This is a genomic window from Endozoicomonas sp. ALD068, from assembly GCF_049310145.1.
GTDB lineage: Bacteria > Pseudomonadota > Gammaproteobacteria > Pseudomonadales > Endozoicomonadaceae > Endozoicomonas_A.
This window is the reverse complement of sequence record NZ_JBLYNU010000004.1, coordinates 4,147,889-4,168,035: the sequence shown is the minus strand read 5'-3', so window position 1 is coordinate 4,168,035 and position 20,147 is coordinate 4,147,889. Positions and strand designations below refer to the sequence as shown.

The 20,147-nt window shown below is 48.1% G+C and carries 10 protein-coding genes; all 10 read right to left on the bottom strand.

Features of this window, described 5'->3' with window-relative positions; genetic code table 11:
* Positions 1-92: 92 nt before the first annotated feature.
* The 10 genes from ACO6V5_RS14590 to ACO6V5_RS14545 all read right to left on the bottom strand — a co-directional run bounded on the left by ACO6V5_RS14590 (position 93) and on the right by ACO6V5_RS14545 (position 20,130).
* Positions 93-1,745, bottom strand: coding sequence for a hypothetical protein (locus ACO6V5_RS14590; RefSeq protein WP_422411193.1), 1,653 nt, complete (start codon positions 1,743-1,745; stop codon positions 93-95).
* A 227-nt stretch (positions 1,746-1,972) separates the two neighbouring features.
* Complete coding sequence (locus ACO6V5_RS14585; protein ID WP_422411195.1) at positions 1,973-4,288, bottom strand: hypothetical protein; 2,316 nt, start codon at positions 4,286-4,288, stop codon at positions 1,973-1,975.
* Positions 4,289-4,574: 286 nt separating this feature from the next.
* Positions 4,575-6,161, bottom strand: coding sequence for a hypothetical protein (locus ACO6V5_RS14580; RefSeq protein ID WP_422411197.1), 1,587 nt, complete (start codon positions 6,159-6,161; stop codon positions 4,575-4,577).
* A 605-nt stretch (positions 6,162-6,766) separates the two neighbouring features.
* The gene (locus ACO6V5_RS14575) at positions 6,767-9,055 is read right to left on the bottom strand and encodes a hypothetical protein (protein ID WP_422411199.1); all 2,289 of its coding nucleotides are present in this window, start codon (positions 9,053-9,055) and stop codon (positions 6,767-6,769) included.
* 132 nt (positions 9,056-9,187) lie between these two features.
* Positions 9,188-10,543, bottom strand: coding sequence for a hypothetical protein (locus ACO6V5_RS14570; protein WP_422411201.1), 1,356 nt, complete (start codon positions 10,541-10,543; stop codon positions 9,188-9,190).
* Positions 10,544-10,812: 269 nt separating this feature from the next.
* Positions 10,813-12,831: a hypothetical protein gene (locus tag ACO6V5_RS14565; RefSeq protein ID WP_422442176.1), complete on the bottom strand. Its 2,019-nt coding sequence runs from the start codon at positions 12,829-12,831 to the stop codon at positions 10,813-10,815.
* A gap of 141 nt (positions 12,832-12,972) precedes the next feature.
* Entirely contained in the window at positions 12,973-15,000 is a 2,028-nt protein-coding gene (locus ACO6V5_RS14560; protein WP_422492125.1) for a hypothetical protein, read from the bottom strand.
* A 208-nt stretch (positions 15,001-15,208) separates the two neighbouring features.
* Positions 15,209-17,341 carry a hypothetical protein gene (locus ACO6V5_RS14555; protein WP_422137005.1) on the bottom strand — a complete coding sequence of 711 codons (2,133 nt, stop codon included), beginning with the start codon at positions 17,339-17,341 and terminating at the stop codon, positions 15,209-15,211.
* Positions 17,342-17,528: 187 nt separating this feature from the next.
* Complete coding sequence (locus ACO6V5_RS14550) at positions 17,529-19,613, bottom strand: hypothetical protein (RefSeq protein WP_422137006.1); 2,085 nt, start codon at positions 19,611-19,613, stop codon at positions 17,529-17,531.
* 214 nt (positions 19,614-19,827) lie between these two features.
* Positions 19,828-20,130: a hypothetical protein gene (locus ACO6V5_RS14545; RefSeq protein WP_422137007.1), complete on the bottom strand. Its 303-nt coding sequence runs from the start codon at positions 20,128-20,130 to the stop codon at positions 19,828-19,830.
* Positions 20,131-20,147: the final 17 nt, after the last annotated feature.

Here is a 20,147-nt window from a genome sequence, read left to right as displayed (position 1 = left end):
TTTGGCTTTTACGACATCCTCGACAAGGCGGGGAGTGTCACAAATAAAAGGCTGCAAAACGTAAAACCTGATGAAAGGCAGGAGACGGGTCGTTACTTACTCACTTTACCTTCTTTATGACCGAGGCCATCGTCCAGGCCCCGATCAGCAGGTTTGTGTTTACGATGTATTCTTTTGTGATCTGACAGTGCTTTAGCGTTCTTGCAGAGCTTTGCACATAGCCGCGGCTGACCATTCAACCCGACCACGGTTAAGTTACAGGTTTGTTGGCCTGTGTGTTCTTTTCTTTTGTGATGCGACAGAGCTGAAGCATCTTTGAAGACCTTCCCGCATGGTCGCCGCTGACCATTTGCCCCGACTACTGTTATGTTGCAGATTCGTTGCCTGCCGTGTTGTCTTCTTTTGTGATCCGTCAGGGCTTTAGCACTCTTGCTAACTGCCCCACAGGGCTGCGGCTGGCCATCCTGGCCGAAGACAGCTACGTCACAGGTTTGTTGCCTGCTGTGGTGCCTTCTTTTGTGATCGTTCAGGGCTTGGGCATTGTTGCAGACCGTCCCGCATGGCCTCTGCTGACCATCCTGCCGGATCACTGATACGTCGCAGGTTTGTTGTCCTGTGTGTTCTTTTCTCTTGTGATAATCTAAGGCTCGAGCATTTTTCCAGACCGTCCAACATGGCCGATGCTGACCATCCTCCGCGACCACTTTTAAATGACAGGTTTGTTGCCCTCTGTGGAGGCCACTTTTGTGAGACGAAAGGGTTTTAGCACTCTTGCAAACTGTCCCGCAGGGCTGAGGCTGACCATCCTGGCCGACGACAGTTACGTCACAGATTCGTTGCCCACTGCTGTTTTTGCTTTGTACTTTGTCTGTCCGGAAAAGATGAGGTGGGCTTTGACTCTTACCCAGATTGAGTAGCCCGCTGATTATAATCAAATCATCAGAGGTGGCAGACACATTCCCGGGCAATTGCATATCGCCTGGCTGATGAGTTCGGGGCTGAGAATCTCTAGCGGTTACAGAATCAAAATCACTGATGCAACCGGCTGATGCTTCTGTGTTGTCTGTCGAATTTTTTTCAGAATTCAGCGTCGATTCAGAGGGCCCGCTGCTATCCGATGCTGGTCGTAATTGACAAACGCCGTGACAAGAGTTGACGAAACAGTTTAAACCTAAAGTGTGTGAGTCTTGTTTGGGGTCTTCGTTACCATTGCCAGAGTCAGAACACAGAAGATGAGTGAAATAGCCCGTGGGGTTGTTAGTGGCTTGTGGGGCTTGTTGGCCTGTTGATTCTGGTGATGGGTATTGTGGTGAGTTATGTCCAAAGCCGAACATTGTGGTGATGATCGCAAATGGCTGATCCTCCTGTGTCAAAAGAGATGCCGATTGTAGTTCAATCGGTTTAAACACGGGTGAATCGGGGCTCCAGTAGTTTATTAAAACCCAGCTGACAATCACTTCTAAAGGTAACCATGAATAATCACTGGAATTTAAGGGCGTGTCTTTGATGGTCAGGATCAGTTCATAAGCAATCAACAGATTCGTGGCGTAGAGTCTTTGCCATGAAATCGACTCAATGAGGGGTGTTTTTACCCCATAATTGCAGGGTTTATGATTATGCAGAAAGTCTTGTCCTGCATAGCCGTTTTTTTCGATAATTTCTGACGGGTTGCCCGAAAATGTACGACGGTCATTCTTTATAAAGAAGTTTTGCTTTTTAAACCCTGTACTCTGCTCAAGGTCCACAGTAAAACGACCTGTCCAAGGTTCGGCCTGAGATGGCACAGACAATGGCAGCAGCAGAAACAGCAGTACAGTAAAGAGTAAGTGTCTAATAATTCTATCCTTGCATTCTGGTTTACAGAGAGGAAGGATAGATCAAGACAACTAGCGTGTTTTTCTATCAAAAACCTTCTGTCAGAAACTAGAGGCTGAACTGGACAAATCTTCATGAAAGGGTTGGGGTCAGATGGTTACTTACTCACTTTACCTTCTTGGAGACTGAGGTCATCGTGCAGATCCTCATCAGCAGGTTTGCGTTTTCGATGTATTCTTTTGTGATTCGCCAGAGCTTTAGAATTCTTAAAGAGCTTTCCGCATGGCTGCTGCTGACCATGCTCGCCGACCACGGTTTTGTCGCAGGTTTGTTGCCCTGTGTGGTTTCTTCTTTTGTGTTTCGCCAGATCTTCAGCATTCTTACAGGGCTTTTCGCATGGCCGCTGCTGACCATGCTCGCCGACCACGGTTTTGTCGCAGGTTTGTTGCCTGCCGTGATATCTTCTTCTGTGTTCTGAAAGAGCTCTGGCAGTCTTGAAGAGCTTCCCGCATAGCTGCGGCTGTCCATCCTCGATCACTGTTAAGTGACAGGTCTTTTGTGTCCTGTGCATACTGCTTTTGTGAGACGACAGGGCTCTGGCATTCTTGCAGACTGATCCGCAAGGTCGAAGCTGGCCATCCTGCCCGACCAAGGTTGCTTCACAGATTTTTTGCCCGCTGTGGTGTCTTCGTTTGTGATCGCAGAGTGCTTGAGCATTGTTGAGAACCTTACCGCATCGCCACTGCTGGCCATTATTCCCGACCACGGTCAGGTCACAGGTTTGTTGTCCAGTGTGGACTATTCTTTTGTGAGTTGAGAGAGCTTGAACGCTCTTGCAGATCTTCCCGCATGGCTGTTGCTGGCCACTTTCTGCGACCACGGTCATGCTACAGGTTTGTTGCCCTGTGTGTTCTTTTCTTCTGTGATACTTCAGAGCTCGAGCATTTTTACAGACTTTCCCGCATGGTCGCTGCTGACCATCCTCTCCGACCACTGTGAGTTGACAGGCTCGTTGCCCCATATGCATAGTGCTTTTGTGAGCCGACAGGGTTGCAGCATTCTTGCAGATTACTCCGCAGGGCTTCAGCTGGCCATCCTGCCCGACGACGTTTAAGTCACAGGTTTGTCGTCTGCTGTGGTATCTTTTTTTGTGATCCGCCAGGGCTTGAGCTTCGTTACAGATTGTCCCGCATGGCCGTTGTTGGCCATCCTGCCCGAAGACGATTTTGTTACAGGTTCTTAGTACGTTGTGGCTTTTTCTTTTGTGTGCTATCAGGGCTTGAGTGTTCATACAGATCTTCCCGCATGGTCGATCCTGATCGTCCTCCCCGATCACCATCATGTCACAGGCTTTTTGCCCGCTGTGGTATCTGCTTTTGTGAGACGACAGGGAATGAGCATTCATGCAAGCCTTCCCGCACGGACGCTGTTGGCCATTCTCCCCGACTATGGTCACGTCACAGGTTCGTTGCTTGCTGTGATCTCTGGCTTGTTTTGTGCCTGTTTGGGAAAGGCGAGTTCGGCTCAGTTGGGATGATCCTCTTGTTTGTTGTGTTTCTGAAGTCGCCATTGGAGAGGGCAAATGCTTAATCGTAAAAGAAGTGATGGTTTCTCCGGGGGGGCGGTGCCTGCGTAGATTGAGTAACCCGTTGATTATGATCAAGTCATCAGCAGTGGCAGATAGATTTCCGGGCATTCCTGCGTCATCAGGTTGATGAGTCTCAGGCTGAAAGGGTTGCCATGAAGCAAAACCACTTACGCAGCTCAAGCAGTGTCCATCCGTCAAATGAGGGTGTGAGCTTTGCCCGGGTGCTGTTTTTGTGGGGTCTGTCGAATTTTCTCTGGAATTCAGCGGCCATTCATTAGGTTCTGTGCTATCGGTTGATGTTCGCAATCGACAAAAGCCACGACAGGGATGAACGAAACAATTTAAACCTAAAGTGTGTGAATCTTGTTCAGGGTCTTCGTTACCATTGCCAGAATCAGAGTACACTGGATGGATGGAATAGCCTGAAGGATGGGTCGTGGCTTTTGGGGCTTGTTGGCCGGATGGTTCTGATGACGGGTACTGTGGAGGGTTATGTCCGGAGCCAAACATTGTAGTGATGGTCACAAACGGCTTATCCCCCTGCCTCAGCATAGATGCCGACTGTAGTTCAATCAGTTTAAACAATGGTGAATCAGGGGTCCAATAGCTTCCTAGAAGCCAGCCAACAATCACTTTTAAAGGTAACCATAAATAAGGATTGTAACTTAAGGGCTTGTCTTTGATGGTAGGGATCAGTTCGTAAGCAAGCGCCAGATTCGTGGCATAGAGCCATTGCCATGAAAACGACTCAATGGTAGTGATTTTTACCCCGTAAACGCAGGGATTATGTCGATTATCATCAGGTGGAAAATCTGATCCTGAGTAGGCCTTTGTTTCGCTGATGTCTGACGGGTTTTCCGAAAACCTACGGCGGCCACTTTTCATGACAAAGTTTTTCTGTTGAGATCCTGCACCCTGCTCATGGTCGATTTTTAGATGCCCTGTCGAGGGTTCTGCCTGACAGAGGACAGACAATGGCACTAGCAGGCAAAGCAGTGCAGAAAAGAGTGAGTGTTGAATAATTCTATCCTTGCGTTCTGGTTTACAGAGAGGAAGGATAGATCAAGAAAATCAGCGTGTTTTTCTATTAAAAAACTTCTGCCAGAAACCAGGAGGCTATAGCTGTACAGGGCAAGCCTCACGAAAGGGTTGCAGTCAGACGGTTACTTACTCACTTTGCCGCCTTGCTGAGGTCGTTGTCCGGGTCCCTGTTAGCAGGTCTGCGTTTTCGATGTATTCTTTTGTGATCCGACAGCGCTTTAGCAGTCTTACAGAGCTTTCCGCATGGTCGCTGTTGGCCATCCTTCCCGACCACGGTCAAGTGACAGGCATGTTGCCCCGTGTGTTCTTTTCTTTTGTGATACATCAGGGCTCGAGCATTTCTGCAGACCTTCCCGCATGGCTGCTGCTGACCATCCTCCCCGACTTCTGTGAAGTGACAGGTTTGTTGCACTCTGTGGATGCCACTTTTGTGACACGACAGGTTTTTAGCATTCTTGCAAACTACCCCGCACGGTCGCAGTTGGCCATCCGGCCCGACCAGGGTAACGTCACAGGTTTGTTGCCCGCTGTGGTCTTTCCTTTTGTGATCCGACAGGTTTTTAGCATGCTTGCAAACTTTTCCGCAAGGTTGCGGCTGGCCATCCTGCCCGTCCACGATGACGTCACAGGTTTTTTGTCCGCAGTGGATGTTGCTTTTGTGAGATGACAGGGCTTGAGCATTCTCGCAAACTTCTCCGCAAGGCTGCAGCTGGCCATCCTGCCCGACCATGGTTACGTCACAGAATTGTTCTCCGGTGTGGCTTTTTCTTTTGTGAGCTGACAGGGCTTGGGCGTTTGTGCAGATCTTCCCGCATGATCGCTGCTGACCATCCTCCCCGAGCACTGTTAAGTGACAGGTTTGTTGCACCCTGTGGATGCCACTTTTGTGAGACGACAGGGCTCTGGCATTCTTGCAGACTGAACCACAAAGCTGCGGTTGGCCATCCTGCCCAATGGTGGTTAAGCCACACGTTTGTTGCCCGCTGCGGTCTGAGGTCTGCTTCGTGGCTGTACGGGAGAGAGGCAGGTTCTGACCCGGTTGGGATGATCCTGTTGTTTGTTGTATTTCTGAAGTCCCTATTGGAGTGGAAGAATTGTTGATGGTCAGTGAGTTTCTGGCATCTTCGAGAGGAGGCTGCTTACGTAGATTGAGTAACCCGTCGATTATAATCATGTCAGCAGAGGTGGCAGGTAAATTCTCAGGCATTCCCGCTTCATCAGGCTGAAAGGGTTGGCAGGAAGCCTGTTGGTACTGACTAGGAGAGAGATCATTCAATGTATCGACAGGCGGGATTTGTCTCGAATCTGTAGCCTTTAAAGAATCAAAATCACTTTTGCAACTCAAGCAGTGACTGTTTGAAAAATGAGGGCGTGAGCTTTGTCCGGGTGCTGCTTCTATGTGGTCTGTCGATTTTTTTTCGGAATTCAGGGGGCATTCAGCGGGCTCACTGCTATGGAACGCTGGTCGGAATCGACAAACGCCATGGCAGGGATGAATGAAACAATTTAAACCTAAAGTGTGTGAGTTTTGTTCAGGATCTTCATTACCGTTGCCTGAGTCAGAATACAGACGATGAGTGAAATAGCCTGTAGGGTTGTTAGTAGCTTGTGGGGCTTGCTGGCCAGTTGCTTCTGATGACGGGTATTGTCGAGGGTTATGTGCGGAGCCATACATTGTAGTGATGGTCGCAAATGGTTGATTCCTCTGTTTCAACATGGATGTCGCCTGCTGTTCAATCGGGTTATACAGCTGTAAATCAGGTTTCCAAGAGCTTTTTAAAAGCCAGCCGACAATCACTTCTGCGGGTAGCCACGAGTAAGGATTGGAATTTAAGGGCGTGTCTTTGATGGTCAGGATCAGTTCGTAAGCAATTACCAGATTCGCGGCGTTGAACCATTGCCATGAAATCGGTTCAATAATGGTTGTTTTTACCCCGTAATTGCAGGCGTTATGTTGTTTATCGTCAGGCGGTGAGTCTGATCTTTTATAGACATTTGTTTTGGTGATTTCTGACGGGGTGCCCGACGATATATTGGGTTCAGGATGTATAAAAAAGTTTTGCTTTTGAGATCCTGTACTCTGTTCAAGATCGACAGTAAAAAATCTTGTCCACGGTTCTGCCTGACAGACGACAGAAAACGTAAGTGGCAGAAAAAGCAGCGAAGTAATGAGTAAGTGTTTAATAATTCTATCCTTGAGTTCTGGTTTACAGAGAGGAAGGATAGATCAAGACAATTCGCGTGTTTTTCTATTCAAAAACTTCTGTCAGAAACTAAAGGCTTTACAGGGCAAAACTTCACGAAAAGATTGGAGTCAGATGGTTACTTACTCACTTTACCTTCTTGATGACTGAGTTCATTGTCCAGGTTCCCGTCAGCAGGTTTGCGTTTTCGATGCATTCTTTTGTGATCCGACAGCGCTTGAGCATCCTTGAAAACCTTTCCGCATGGTCGCTGCTTGCCATCCTCCCCAATCACTGTCAAGTGACAGGTCCGTTGCTGTCTGTGAAGCCTGGTTTTGTGAGCTGACAGGGTTCTGGCGTTCTTGCAGACTCGCCCGCAAGGCCGTAGCTGGCGATTCTTACCGACGACGGTTTCGTTACAGGTTTGCCGCCCGGTGTGGTGTCTTCTTTTGTGATCCACCAAGGCCTGAGCATTTTTGCAGACCTTCCCGCATGGCTGCGGCTGCTCATTCTCCCCGGCCACAGTTAAGTTACAGATAAGTTTTTCTGTGTGGCATGCTTTCTTGTGATTCAAGAGGGCTTGAAAATTGTTGCAGGTCTTCCCGCACGGCAGTTGCTGGCCAGCTTCCCCAACCACAGTCACGTCACAGGTTTGTGGTCCTGTATGTTCTTTTCTTTTGTGATACGACAGCGTTTTAGCATTGCCAAAGGCTTTTCTGCATGGCAGCTGCTGACCATCCTCTGTGAACACCATCATATCGCAGGTTTTTTTCCTGCCGTGTTCTTTTCCTTTGTGATACAACAGAGTTTGAGCATTTTTGTAAACCTTTTTGCATGGCCGCTGCTGACCATCCTCCCCTAACACTATAAAGTCACAGGTTTTTTTCCCGCTGTGGTATCTGCGCTTGTGTCCTGCCAGAGCTTTAGCTGTCCTGCAGAGCTCCCCGCATGGCTCCGGCTGGCCATTCCTGATCACTGTTGTGCGACAGATTTGTTGCACCCTGTGGATGCCGCTTTTGTGAGACGACAGGGCTTTAGCATTCTTACAGACTGCCCCACAAGGGCGCTTCTGGCCATCCTGCCCGACTACGGTTACGTCACAGGTTTGTTGCCCGGTGTGGTATCTTCTTTTGTGATCGGTGAGGGCTTGAGCATTTTTGCAGACAATCCCGCATGGTCGCTGCTGGTTATTCTCCCCGACCACAGTTAAGTCACAGGTATGTTGTCCTGTATGGCTAAACCTTTTGTGAGCTGACAAGGCTTGAGTGCCCTTGAAGATTTTCCCGCTGGGTTGCTGTTGGCCATTCTTCTCGTCTATGGTCACGTCACAGCTTCGTTGCCGAGTGTGGTCTGTGCTCTGTGCTGTGCCTGTCTTGGAAAAGCGAGGTGGGCTCTGACTCAATTGAGATGATTCTGTTGTTTGTTGTGTTTCTGATGTCTCCAATGGAGAGGGCAAATGAGTGAGTGCAGAGGAAGTTGAGGTTTCTTCGAGAGAACTACTTTTACGTAGATTGAGTAACCCGGTGATTATAATCACATCATCGGTAGTGGCTGGTGCCACCTGGGACATTGGCTCATCATCAGGCTGATGAGCCTGAGACTGAAAGGTTTGGCTTTGACTTATGCAATTTAAGCAGTGTCCTTCCAGTAAATGAGGGTGTGAGCTTTGTCCGGGTGCTGCTTCTGTGTAGTTTGTCGAATTTTCTTCGGAATTAAGCATCCATTCAACGGGCCAGCTGTTATCGGATGCTGGTTGGAATTGACAAACGCCATGACAGGGATGGACGAAACAATTTAAACCTAAAGTGTGTGAGTTTTGTTCAGGGCCATCATTACCGTCGCCAGAGTCAGAATACAGAAGATGAGTTGAATAGCCTGTAGGTATGTTATTGGCTTGTGGGGCTTGTTGGACGGATGATTCTGATGACGGGTGTTGTGACGATTTATGTCCGGAGCCAAACATTGTAGTGATGGGCGCAAATGGCTGACCCCCGTGTCTCAATATAGATGCTGCTTGTTGGTCAATCGGGTTAAACAGCAGTAAATCGGGTTTCCAGTAGCTTTTTAACAGCCAGCCGACAATCACTTCTACAGGTAACCATGAATAAGGATTGGAATTTAAGGGCATGTCTTTGATAGTCAGGATCAGTTTATAAGCAATCAGCAGACTAGAAGCGTAGAGCCATTGCCATGAAATCGATTCAATGATAGTGGCTTTTACTTCGTAATCGATGTGTTTATGTCGTTTATAATCAGGCGAAAAATATGATCCTTCATGGACGTTTATTTCGGTGCTGCCTGACGGGATGCCCGACAAAGTACGGCGATCACTCTCTATAAAAAAGTTTTGCTTTTGAGAGCCTTTGCTCTGCTCAAATTTGACAGTAAAACGCACTGTCCATGGCTCGGCCTGACAGACCAAAGACAACGGTAGCAAAAGCAGTGCAGTAAAGAGTAAGTGTTGAATAATTCTATCCTTGCATTCTGGTTTACAGAGAGGAAGGATAGATCAAGAAATAAGTATGTATCTGTGCTTCCCTTATGAGTTTTGGGTGTCAGATCAAAGACTGAAGCTATCGACTTGTCTTAGATCATCAAGCTTGCGTTTACGATGCTTTCTTTTGTGCTTCCTCAGGGCTTTACTATTATTGCAGATCTTTTCGCATGGCCCTTCCAGGCCATCCTCCCTGATCACGGTATAGCCACAGATTTTTTGTCTGGAGTAGTCTTTTTTTATTTTCTGATCCGACAGGGTTTGGCCATCATTTCCGACTATGGCCATGTCACAGACTTTTTGCCTTCGGTATTTTCTTCTGTGATCCAACAGGGCTGACTGACAAGTCGAAGTTAATTCCCGGGGAGCGTAATCATTCCTGAGCATTGATGCGTCATCATTGAGTGTTCCGCCTGTGTCATCTTTAAAGCCAGCCTCGGCACTCATTGGGTCTATAAAGTTGAAGTTGGCTGGGTCGTTATCAATGTCATAGGCCTTTATATCAAACATATTTCCAGAGTCGTATGGATGTTCAATGTCAAAAAGATCACAAGATGTTTCTACAGGTGAGTTTTTTCGGGAATCTTTGTCGTTTACAGGATCAAGATAGCCGATACAGCCTAAGTAGGATTCATAGGGTACATCAGGGCATGAGCTCTGTCTGGTAGATGCTTCTGCCTGACCTGTCTCCAGGGAATTCTGCAAACTTTCATCAGACCCTCTGTTATCGGATAGTGATCGGAATTGACAAACGCCATGACAAGGATCGACGAAACAATTTAAACTCAGCGTATGACGGTGTTGTTGAGGGTCTCCGTTACCTTTGCCTGAGTTAGAATGTAAGGTATGAGAGAAATAGCTTACTGATTGGCTGGTGGCTTGAGGGGGCCGCTGGCTGGAAGATTGTGATGGCTGGTAGTTTGATGGTTTATATCCGGAGTTTAACATCATAACAGTAATCGCAGGCAGGTGGTTCTGACTCGCCTGTTGTGCGATCAGATCAGGTTGTTGTATTCGGTTAAAGAGCGGTGAATCAGCCCTCCAATAGCTATTTAAAAGCCAGCCGACTGTGACAATTATTTCGGCAGGTAACTTTGAATAAAGGGCTAAGCTTAGTGGGTCGTCTCTGGCAATCAGGGTCACTTCGTTAGCAACCAGCAGCTGAGTAGCGCAAAGCAAATGCCAGGAAATTGACTCAATGATGCTTCTGTTTAATTTATAAATAAACGATATATGTCGTGAACTATAGAGCGGCGAATCCGATCCTGAATAGTCGTTTATGTCGGTAGTGACATACGGCTTGCCCGACAATGTGTTCAGGTTATGCTTCATAGAAAAGCCCTGGTTTGGAAAACCTGAATTTTGTTCAGGTTCGACAGTAAAGCGTCCTGTCCAGTGTTTGTCCTGACAGGCGAAAGACATCGAAATTAGCAGCAACAGCGGTGCCGCAAAGAGTGAGCCTTTAATAATTCTGTCCTTGGATTCCTGAATACAGAGAGGAAGGATAGATCAAGAACATAAGCGTGTTTGTTGTGTCTTTAGTGGTCAGGATCAGTTCGTAAGCGATCAACGGGTATGTGGTGTAAAACCATTGCCACGACATCGAATCAATCAGAGGCGACAGGTAACGACAGCAGCAAAAGTGACGCCATAAAGCATGGGTGCTTAATCATTCTATCTTGCATTCTGATTTAGTCATCGTCCTGGTTCGCATCAGCAGGCTTGCGTTTTCGATGTTTTCTTTTGTGGTCCGACAGGGTTTCAGCAGGGCGGCGGACCCTCCCGCGTGGCCGCTGCCGGTCATTATTCCGGACCACTATCTCACCCAAGGCTTTTGGCCTGGTGTGGTATTTGCTTTTGTGAGATGACAGGGCATGAGCATTCTTACAGGCCTTCCCGCATGGCTGCTGTTGGCCATCTTCCCCGACTATGGTCACGTCACAGATTTGTTGCCCAGTGTGGATTAAACTTTTGTGATAGGACAGGATCTGAGTATTCTTGCAGACCAACCCGCATGGCTGCGGCTGGCCATCCTCCCCGACCAGTATTCCATCACAGGTTTGTTGTCCGCTGTGCACGTCTCTTCTGTGATTAGAAAGGGTTAAAAAATTTTTGCAGATCGTCCCGCATGGTCGCGGTTGACCATCTTCCCCGACTATTTTCAAGTCACAGGTTTTTCGACCACTGTGGAAGTTTCTTTTGTGATCCGAGAAGCTTTTGGTACTCTTGCATACTGTTCCACATGGCTGCAGCAGGCCATCCTCACCAACCACTGTTGCAGCACAGGTTTTTTGTCCGCTGTGGGCATTGCTTTTGTGATTGTACAGGGATGAAAGATTTTTGCAGATCTTACCGCACGGCCGCTGCTGACTATCCTTTCCGGCCACTGTTGCATTACAGGTTTCTTGCCCGCTGTGGTGCATTCTTCTGTGAAGCGACAAGGCCTGAGCATTCTTGCAGACCTTCCCGCATGGCCAGAGTTGGCCATCCTTTCCAATGACTGTTGCGTTGCAGGCTTTCTGTCCGCTGTGGGCTGTGGCTTGATTTGACCCCGTCCGGGAAAGACGAGGCAGATTCTGATCCAATTGGGATGATCTTGGTTGCGTTTCTGAATGTTTAAGCGTAATAAAAAAACCGTCTTCTTGAATAGGAGGCTGTAGATCGGATGCTTTTTGAATGGCCGCAAAACCATGGGTGGTAGTAGGAAAACTCGCGAGTACTGGTGCATCATCATTGAGTGAACCCGCAGCGCCGGTCGTATCGGCGACCCCGTCCAGGGCGACCCCGTCTAAGGCGACCCCGTCTAAGGCGACCCCGTCTAAGGCGACCCCGTCTAAGGCGACCCCGTCAATAAAGTTGTCATCAAATAGTCGGTCAGAATCAAAAGGAAGTTGAACATCAGAAAGATCATTCGAAGCTCCAAGGAACAATTTTTCTTGTGAATCTGCCGTGTATAAAAAATCAAAATGACTTACACAATTTAAGCAGTGTCCAATAACTAAGTGGGGACATGAGCTTGCTACGGAATTCGGCGACCATTCAGCGGGTTCTCTGCTATCTGATGATGGTTGCAATTGACAAACGCCATGACAGGGAGAGACGTAACAATTTAATTCCAAGGTATGTGAATGTTGTTGAGGGCCTCTGTTGCCGCCATAGTCATTATTCAGTTGGCTGATGAAAGAGGCTTTAGGGTGAGGGAGAGGCTTTGGGGCTTGCTGCCCGGATGACTTTGATGACTGATATTGTTGCTGGTTATGATCAGAGCCAAACATCACAGTGATGGTAGCAAACGGGTGTGCTCCCACAGATGCTGCTTTTTGTTCAACTGGGCTAAACAGCGGAAAACCGGGGTTCCAATAGCTTTTCAAAAGCCACTCGGCAATGATAGCCACTTCTACAGGTAGCCATGAATAAGGAGTAGAGTAAAGTGTAACATCTCTGGTGGTCAGGGTTAGTTCATAAGCAAACAGCAGGTGAGTGGCGCGAAGCAACTGCCACGAAATCGACTCAACAAGGGGCGTTTTTGTTTCGTAACTGTTTTGTTTATGACGTTTGTTATCAAGCGATGAGCCGGACCTCGCACAGCCGTCGTTGTCGGCAATGTCTGATGGGTTGTCCGGCAATGCAGGTATGACAGGTTTTATAGAAAAGTTCTTTTTTAGAGAGCCTGAATCCTGTCCAGGCTCGACAAAAAAACGTCGTGTCAACGGCTCTTCCTGACAGGTGACAGATAACGAAAGTATCAGCAACAACACTGCTGAAAAGAATATATGCTTAACCATTCTATCCTTGCATTGTCTTTTACAGAGAGGAAGAATAGATCAACTCTTGAAAATGCGAGTGTCAGATCAGGGACTGAACTTGTCATTCTGTTTGACATCAACAGGCTTGCGTTTTTGATGTATCCTTTTGTGATCCGAAAGGGCGAGGGCACTCTTGCAGATCGTCCAGCACGGCCGCTGTTGACCATTTTGCCCGACCACGATCGCATCACAGAATTTTATCTCGCCGTGGTTTCTTCTTGTGTGAATTGATAGGGCGGGAGCACTCTTGCAGACTCTTCCGCATGGCTGATGTTGACCATCCTCCCCGACCACGATCACGTCACAGACTTGCTGTCCGGAGTGGAAGTTTCTTTTGTGATGTGACAAGACTTTGGGATTCTTACAGACCGTTCCGCATGGTCGCTGTTGACCGTCCTTACCGATCACCGTCGCATCACAGGTTCGAATAACACCGTGGACTCTGTCTTTGTGAGATGACAGACATAGATGGTTTTTACAGATCTTTCCGCATGGCTGTAGCCGACCATCCTCTGTGACCACCGTCACCTCGCAGGTTTGTTCCCCTCTGTGGACTCTGCTTTTATGGGTTGCCAGAGACTGAGCACTCCTAAAGACTTTCCCGCATGGCCGTTGCTGACCATCTCCCCTGACCATGGAGAAGACACAAGTCTTTGGCTCGCTGTGATGGCTTTTTTTGTGAGAATACATAGATTGAGCATTCTTGAAGACTTTCCCGCATGGCTGCAGCTGGCCGTCCTCTCTGACTTCGGGCACGCCACAGGTTCGTTGCCCGCTGTGGAATGTGCTTTTATGAGTTGACAGGGCGCTGCTATTCTTGCAGGTCCTCCCGCACGACTGCGGCTGGCCATTTTGCCAAACTACGGTCACGTTGCAGGTTTTTGGTCCGTCGTGATATTTGCATTTGTGTTCAGGCAGATCCTGAGCCCTTTTGCAGACCTTTCCGCATGGCTTTTGCTGCCCATCTCTACCAACCACGGTCACGTCACAGGTTCGTTGCCTGGTGCGGTGTTTGCGTTTGTGACCCGAAAGGGCTCGTTGGAAATGTTTAATTTCATTCACTGGCTTTGACACATCATCATTGACTGGCCCTTTAGGGTCATTGGTGCAGGCGGTCCCTGCAACTGTTGACTCTCTGTAGTTGCAGATATTTGCAGGTGTTTCATTAATGTCATGAGCCTGAAGTAATTGGCCAGAAGTAGATTGGAGTTGAATGGCAGCGAGATTGTTCAATTTTCCTGACGGCGAGAGTTGCTGGGAGCTGGAAGGGTTTGTCGGGTCAAAATGAACTCTGCAACCAAGGCAGTGGCCATCAGCCAAATGAGAGCATGGGCTTTGTCCTGATATTGCTGTGAGGCTTGTCGAACTTTCTTCGAAGTTCGGCAAACATTTAGCGGGCTCTCTGACATCGGATGAGAGTCGGAATTGACAAATGCCATGACAGGGATAAATGTAGCAATTCAAGCCCAGAGTGTGCACGTTTTGTTGAGGGTCCCGGTCACCGCCTCCGGAGCCAGAATTCAAAGAGCCGATTAAAGAGCCTGTAAGTTGCGCAGTGTCATGTGGGACTTGCTGGGCGGAGGATTCTGATGGCTGATGGTGTGGTGACGCACGTCTGGAGCCAAACATCGCAGTGATGATTGCAAACGGGTGGTCCCCCGTTGTTGACATGGAGGCCACCCGTCGTTCAATGGCTTTAAACAGCAGTGAATCGGGACTGCAATAACTTTCTGAAAGCCAACTGATAACGACAACCAGGTCTAAAGGCAACCATGAATAGGGGAGTGAGTCCGGAGGGGCATCTTTGGTAGTCAGGATCAGTTCGTAAGCAACCAGAAGGTGAGTGGCGTAAAGCATAGGCAATAAAATCGATGTAACAAGGGGCGTTTTTATCCCGTAAACGTAAGGTCTGTGTCGTTTGCCATCAGGCGGTAAATCGGAACCTGTGCAGCCGTTGTTGTCGGCAGTGCCTGAAGCTTTGTCCGGTAATGTAGGACGGTCACATTTTATAGAAAAGTTCTGTTTTGGAGAATCAGCATCCTGCTCGAGCTCGACAATAAAACGTCGTGTCAATGGTTCGGCCTTAAAGGCGACTGACAAAGACAATAGCAGTATTAGTGGTGCCGCTAAGAGTGAGTGTTTAATAATCCTATCCTTGCATTCTGGTTTACAGAGATGAAGGATAGATCACCTTATGAGAAGGTGCGGGTGTCAGATTATGGACTGAAGCCGAAGTCTATGAAGCTATTTGCCAGGAGCCTGTCGGACTTGAGCATCCTCTCTACGGGCGCTGTCCTCTGTCAGCCTCCTGGTCAACATCAACAGGCTTGTGCTTTCGATGTACCCTTTTGTGATTGTTCAGGGCTTGAGCAGTGTTGCAGACCTTCCCGCATGGCTGCGGCTGACCATCCTCCCCGACTACGGTCACTTCACAGGTTTTTCGCCCGGTATGGTATTTGCTTTTGTGAGATGACATAGCCTTGGCATTCCTACAGGCCTTCCCGCATGGCTGCTGCAGGCCATTTTTTCCGACCACGGTCAGGTTACAGATTTGTTGTTCACAGTGATCTCTTCGATTGTGACTCATAAGGGTTCTGGTATTACTGAAGACTTTTCCGCATGGTTGCTGCTGGCCATCCTCCCCAACCATGGTCACGTCACAGGTTTGTTGCCCGCTGTGGTATTTTGTTTTGTGAGCCGACATGGCTTGAAGACTCTTGCAAACTCTTGCACATGGCTGCGACTGGCCACTCTTCACAACCACTGTTGCCCGACAGGCATATTCTTTGGCGTGGGCTCTTCTTTTGTGATCCCTCAGGGCAATGACATTATTGCAGACCTTCCCGCAGAGTCGCAGCTGGCCATCCTTCCCAAACACGCTTATGTCACAGCTTTGTTGTCCGGTGTGGTCTCTTTGTTTGTGTCTCGACAGGGTTTGAGCATTCTTGCAGACGGCCCCACATCGGCGCGACTGGCCATCCTCCGCGACCAGAATCTCGTTGCAGGTTTTTTGCCCGCTATGGTAACTGCTTTTGTGAGCCGACAGAGATTGAGCATTCTTGAGGACGAGCCCACATGGCCGTGACTGGCCATCTTTTCCGATCAGAATCTTGGTGCAGGTTTTTTGCCCGGTATGGTAACTGTATCTGTGAGCCGATAGAGATTGAGCATTCTTGAAGATGGCCCCACATGGCCGCAACTGGCCATCTTTTCCCACTGTTGTTACGTCACAGGTTGGTTGTCTTCTGTCGTTTTTGGCATTTATTGCGCCTACCGGGGAAAGATGAGGTTGGTCATCATCCGGTTGGGATGATTCAGTAGTTGATCCAGGTATTTCTGAATAATCAGGCGTTGAGGAAAAAACGGACTCTCTGAGAAGATCATATAGATCGCTTGAGCCATTAATGTCCATTAAATGGTCAGCGGTGTAAGGCCAATTCCCGGGCATTGGCAATTCATCATTAAATGGTTCGGCAGCATTTGTTGTAGAAGCGATTCCATTTAATGTGATCCCGTCTACAGAGTTGCCAGCAAATACTGGGTGTGAATTGAATAGGGGTTGTATATCAGAAAAATCATTCAGTATTTCAGGAAGCGGGTCTTCCCGGGAGTCTTCAGCAGTCTCCGGATGACAAAGATCTATGTAATCCAGGCAGTGTCCATTAGCCAGATGAGGTGAGCTTCCTCTGTAATCCAGTGGCTGTTCAGATAACTCGCAACTATCGAATGATGGTCGGAATATGCAAACGTTATTACAGGGATAGACGTAGCAATTTAAATTCAGCGTGTGTTGGTGTTGTTCAGGGCCCTCGTCACCATTGTCAGAGTCAGGATACAGGAGGTTGCTGAAATAGCCTTTAGTGAAGGTGAGTTTTTCCCTGGTGTTTTGGCCGGATGATTCTGATGACTGGTATTGTGCTGAGTTCTTTCCAGAGTCAAGTGCTGAAGTGATGACCGCAAACAGACGATCCTCCCATGTCAGAATAAATGAACAATGTCGTACAATAGGACTAAACAATGGTGAATCGGGATTCCAGTCACTTTTCAAAAGCCAACCGATAGCGACAACCAATTTTACAGGCAGGCATAAATATGGTTTGGAGATCATTAGGGTGTCTCTGGCAGTCAGGATCAGTTCACAGGCAACCAGCAGCTGGGTGGCATAAAGCCATTGCCACGAAATCGACTCGGGAATGGTCGATTTTATTTCGAAACTGAGAAATATTTGTCGTTTATTCTCGGGTAGCGAAAAGGAGCCTGTACAGATGGTATTGCAGTCCGTGCCTGACAGGCTGCCCGGCAATGTATGACAGTCACACTTGGAAAAGCTCTGTATTGGAGAGCCTGAATTCTGTTCAAGCTTAACAGAAAAACGTTCTGTCGACGGTTCGGCCGGACAGAAGACAGACCGCAACAGAAGCAACAACACCTGTGCTGCGAAGAGTGTATGTTTAATAATTCTATCCTTGCCTTCTGGTTTAAAAAGCGAAGGATAGATCAAGAAAATAAGCGTGTTTTTCTGCTGAAGTTCTTCTGTTAAAAAAACTCTGTCAAAAGCCAAAGGTTTTAGGAGGCAAAACCTCATTAAAGAGTGTTTCAGATCAAGGATTGGGGCTATCCTCCAGACCATCAAACTTGAGTTTTCCATGTGAACATTTGTGAATTGCCAGGGAAAGAACACTTTTGTAGACTTTTCCACATGGCCGTTGCTGGCCATCCTTGGCGACCACTATAAAGTTACAGGTCTTTTTCTTGGCGTGGCATCCTCTTATGTGTTCAAGCAGGGTCAGGGCACTCTTGCAGACCTTCCCGCACGGCCTGGGCTGACCATCCTCTGCGATCACTATTGTTTCACAGGTTTTTTGCTCGCTGTGATTTCTTCTTTTATGATCCGACAGGGCCCTGGCATTGCTGAGGATCTTCCCGCATGACTGCAGCTGGCCATCCTCCCTGACCACTCTGAAGTCACAAGTTTTTTGCCCGGTGTGTTTTCTTCTTTTATGATCGGAAAGAGCTTTAGCGCTCTTGCAAACCTTTCCGCATGGCTGCGGCTGGCCATCCTCTCCGGTTACGGTCGTGTTACAGGTTTGTTGCCGACTATGCCCTCTTCTTTCGTGATCCAACAGGGATTTATAAGACCTGCAGACCTTACCGCATGGTCGTTTCTGACCATCCTCCCTGACCACGGTCATGCTACAGGTTTGTTCTCCGGTGTGTTGGCTTATTTTGTGATACGACAGGGCTTTAATATTCCTAAAGACCATCCCACATGCTCGCTGCTTGCCATTCTTACCGACCACGGTCAGATAACAGATTTTTTGCCCCCTGTGGATTCTGTTTTTATGAGATGACAGATATTTAGCATTCGTGAAAACTTTTCCGCATGGCTGTGGCATATTATCCTGACCGATTACTGTCAAGTCACATATTTCCTGCCTGGTGCGGATGTTGCCTCTGTAATTCAACAGGTTGTATTGGCAATGTTCAGCCAATGACGGGGTGAACCAGTTAGTAACCGAAGCAGTGGCTCCTTCGAGAAGATTATTTGGGTCGAGTGACCTGCTAATGATTGCAAAACCGTCAGCGCCGGAAGACAAATTCCCTGCCATATCATCATGGAGTGGTGCGGGAGTCTTGGTTGCACAGATTGCTCCAGCAACCATTGACTCTGAGGTGACTCCGATTAAGGCGACTTCGTTTGTATAGTTGCTGCTATTGTCGGGCTTGCCACTAATGTCGTGGAGCAGTGGCTCTGATAGTGGGGCAGAATCGAATGGGAGTTGGATGTCAGGGAGATAGTTTGACGTGTAGAAAAGCGAGTTTTGTTCGGGATGTATAGCGTCTTCAGAATATGAATAGTCTATGCAACCAAGACAGTTTCCATCAGCTAAATGAGGGCATGAGCTTTGTCCTGGTATTGCTCCTGTTTGGCCTGCTGCACTCTCTTTGGAATTCATCATCCATTCAGCGGGCCATCTGCTATCGGATGGTAGTCGCAATCGACAAACACCGAGGCAGGGATAAACGAAACAATTAAAATCCAAAGTATGCAGCTGTTGGTCAGGACCTCCGTTATCGCCGCCATACTTGTTATTCAGTGGGGGGGTCGAATAGCCCGCAGGGTGGCTAGTGGCTTGCGGGGCATGCTGCCTCGATGATTCTGATGGTTGGCATTTTTGTAGGTCATGTCTGGAGCCAAACGTCATCATGGCTGAAAACGGCTGTCCCCACTGTGTCAACATAGAAGTCGACTGTAGTTCAATCGGGTTAAGCAGTGGTGAATCGGGGTGCCAATAGTTTTTTATAATCCAGATCGCCGCTATAGTCGCCTCTGCGGGTATCCATGAATAAGGTGTGGTGCTCAGGGGGGTGTTTTTAGTAGTCAGCATCAGTTTGTAGGCAGCCAGCAGCTCGTTGGCAGAAAGCAACTGCCAGAAAACCGACTCAATAAGTGTTGTTTTCAGACTGTAACTGTAGTTATTGTATCGTTTAATTTCGGGTGGCAGATCTGGTTCTGCATAGTGGTTTCTGACGGCAACATTTGAAGGTTCATTTGGTAATATATGCCAGACCTGTCCGATAGAAAAGCTCTCATTTGGAGAACCTGAATCTTGTACAAACTCGACAACGAGAGGTCCTGACCACGGGCTAGTCTGGCTGATGACGGGCAACGACAATAGCAGCAACAGCGTTGCCGCAAGGAGTGAGAGATTAATAATCCTATCCTTGCATCATGGTTTTTCAGAAAGGAAGAATAGATCAAGAAAATAAACGTGTTCATCTGTCAAAATCTTTCCGTCAGAAAAACTCTGTCAAAAACCAAAGGTTGTAACGGGAAACACCACTCTTGCAGACTTTCCCCCATGGACTCTGCCCCCATCCTGCCCAACTTCAGTCAAGTCACGGATTTATTGTTGGGAGTGATATTTTTTTGTGATACGACAGGGCTCTGGAGTTCTTACAGACAGTCCCGAATGACTTCGGTTGTTCATCCCCTCTGACCAGGAGCACGTCACAGATTTTTTTCCTGATGTGGGGTCTTCTTCTGTGATCAAACAGGGCTCTGGCATTGTTGAAGACTCTGCCGCATGGCTGCTGTTGACCGTCCTCTCTCAACAAGATTAAGTCACAGATTTGTTGTCCGCTGTGGGTGCTTCTTTTGTGATCCGTCAGGACGCGAGCATTCTTGCAAAATGGGAGCATGAGTCTTGTCCGGGTGT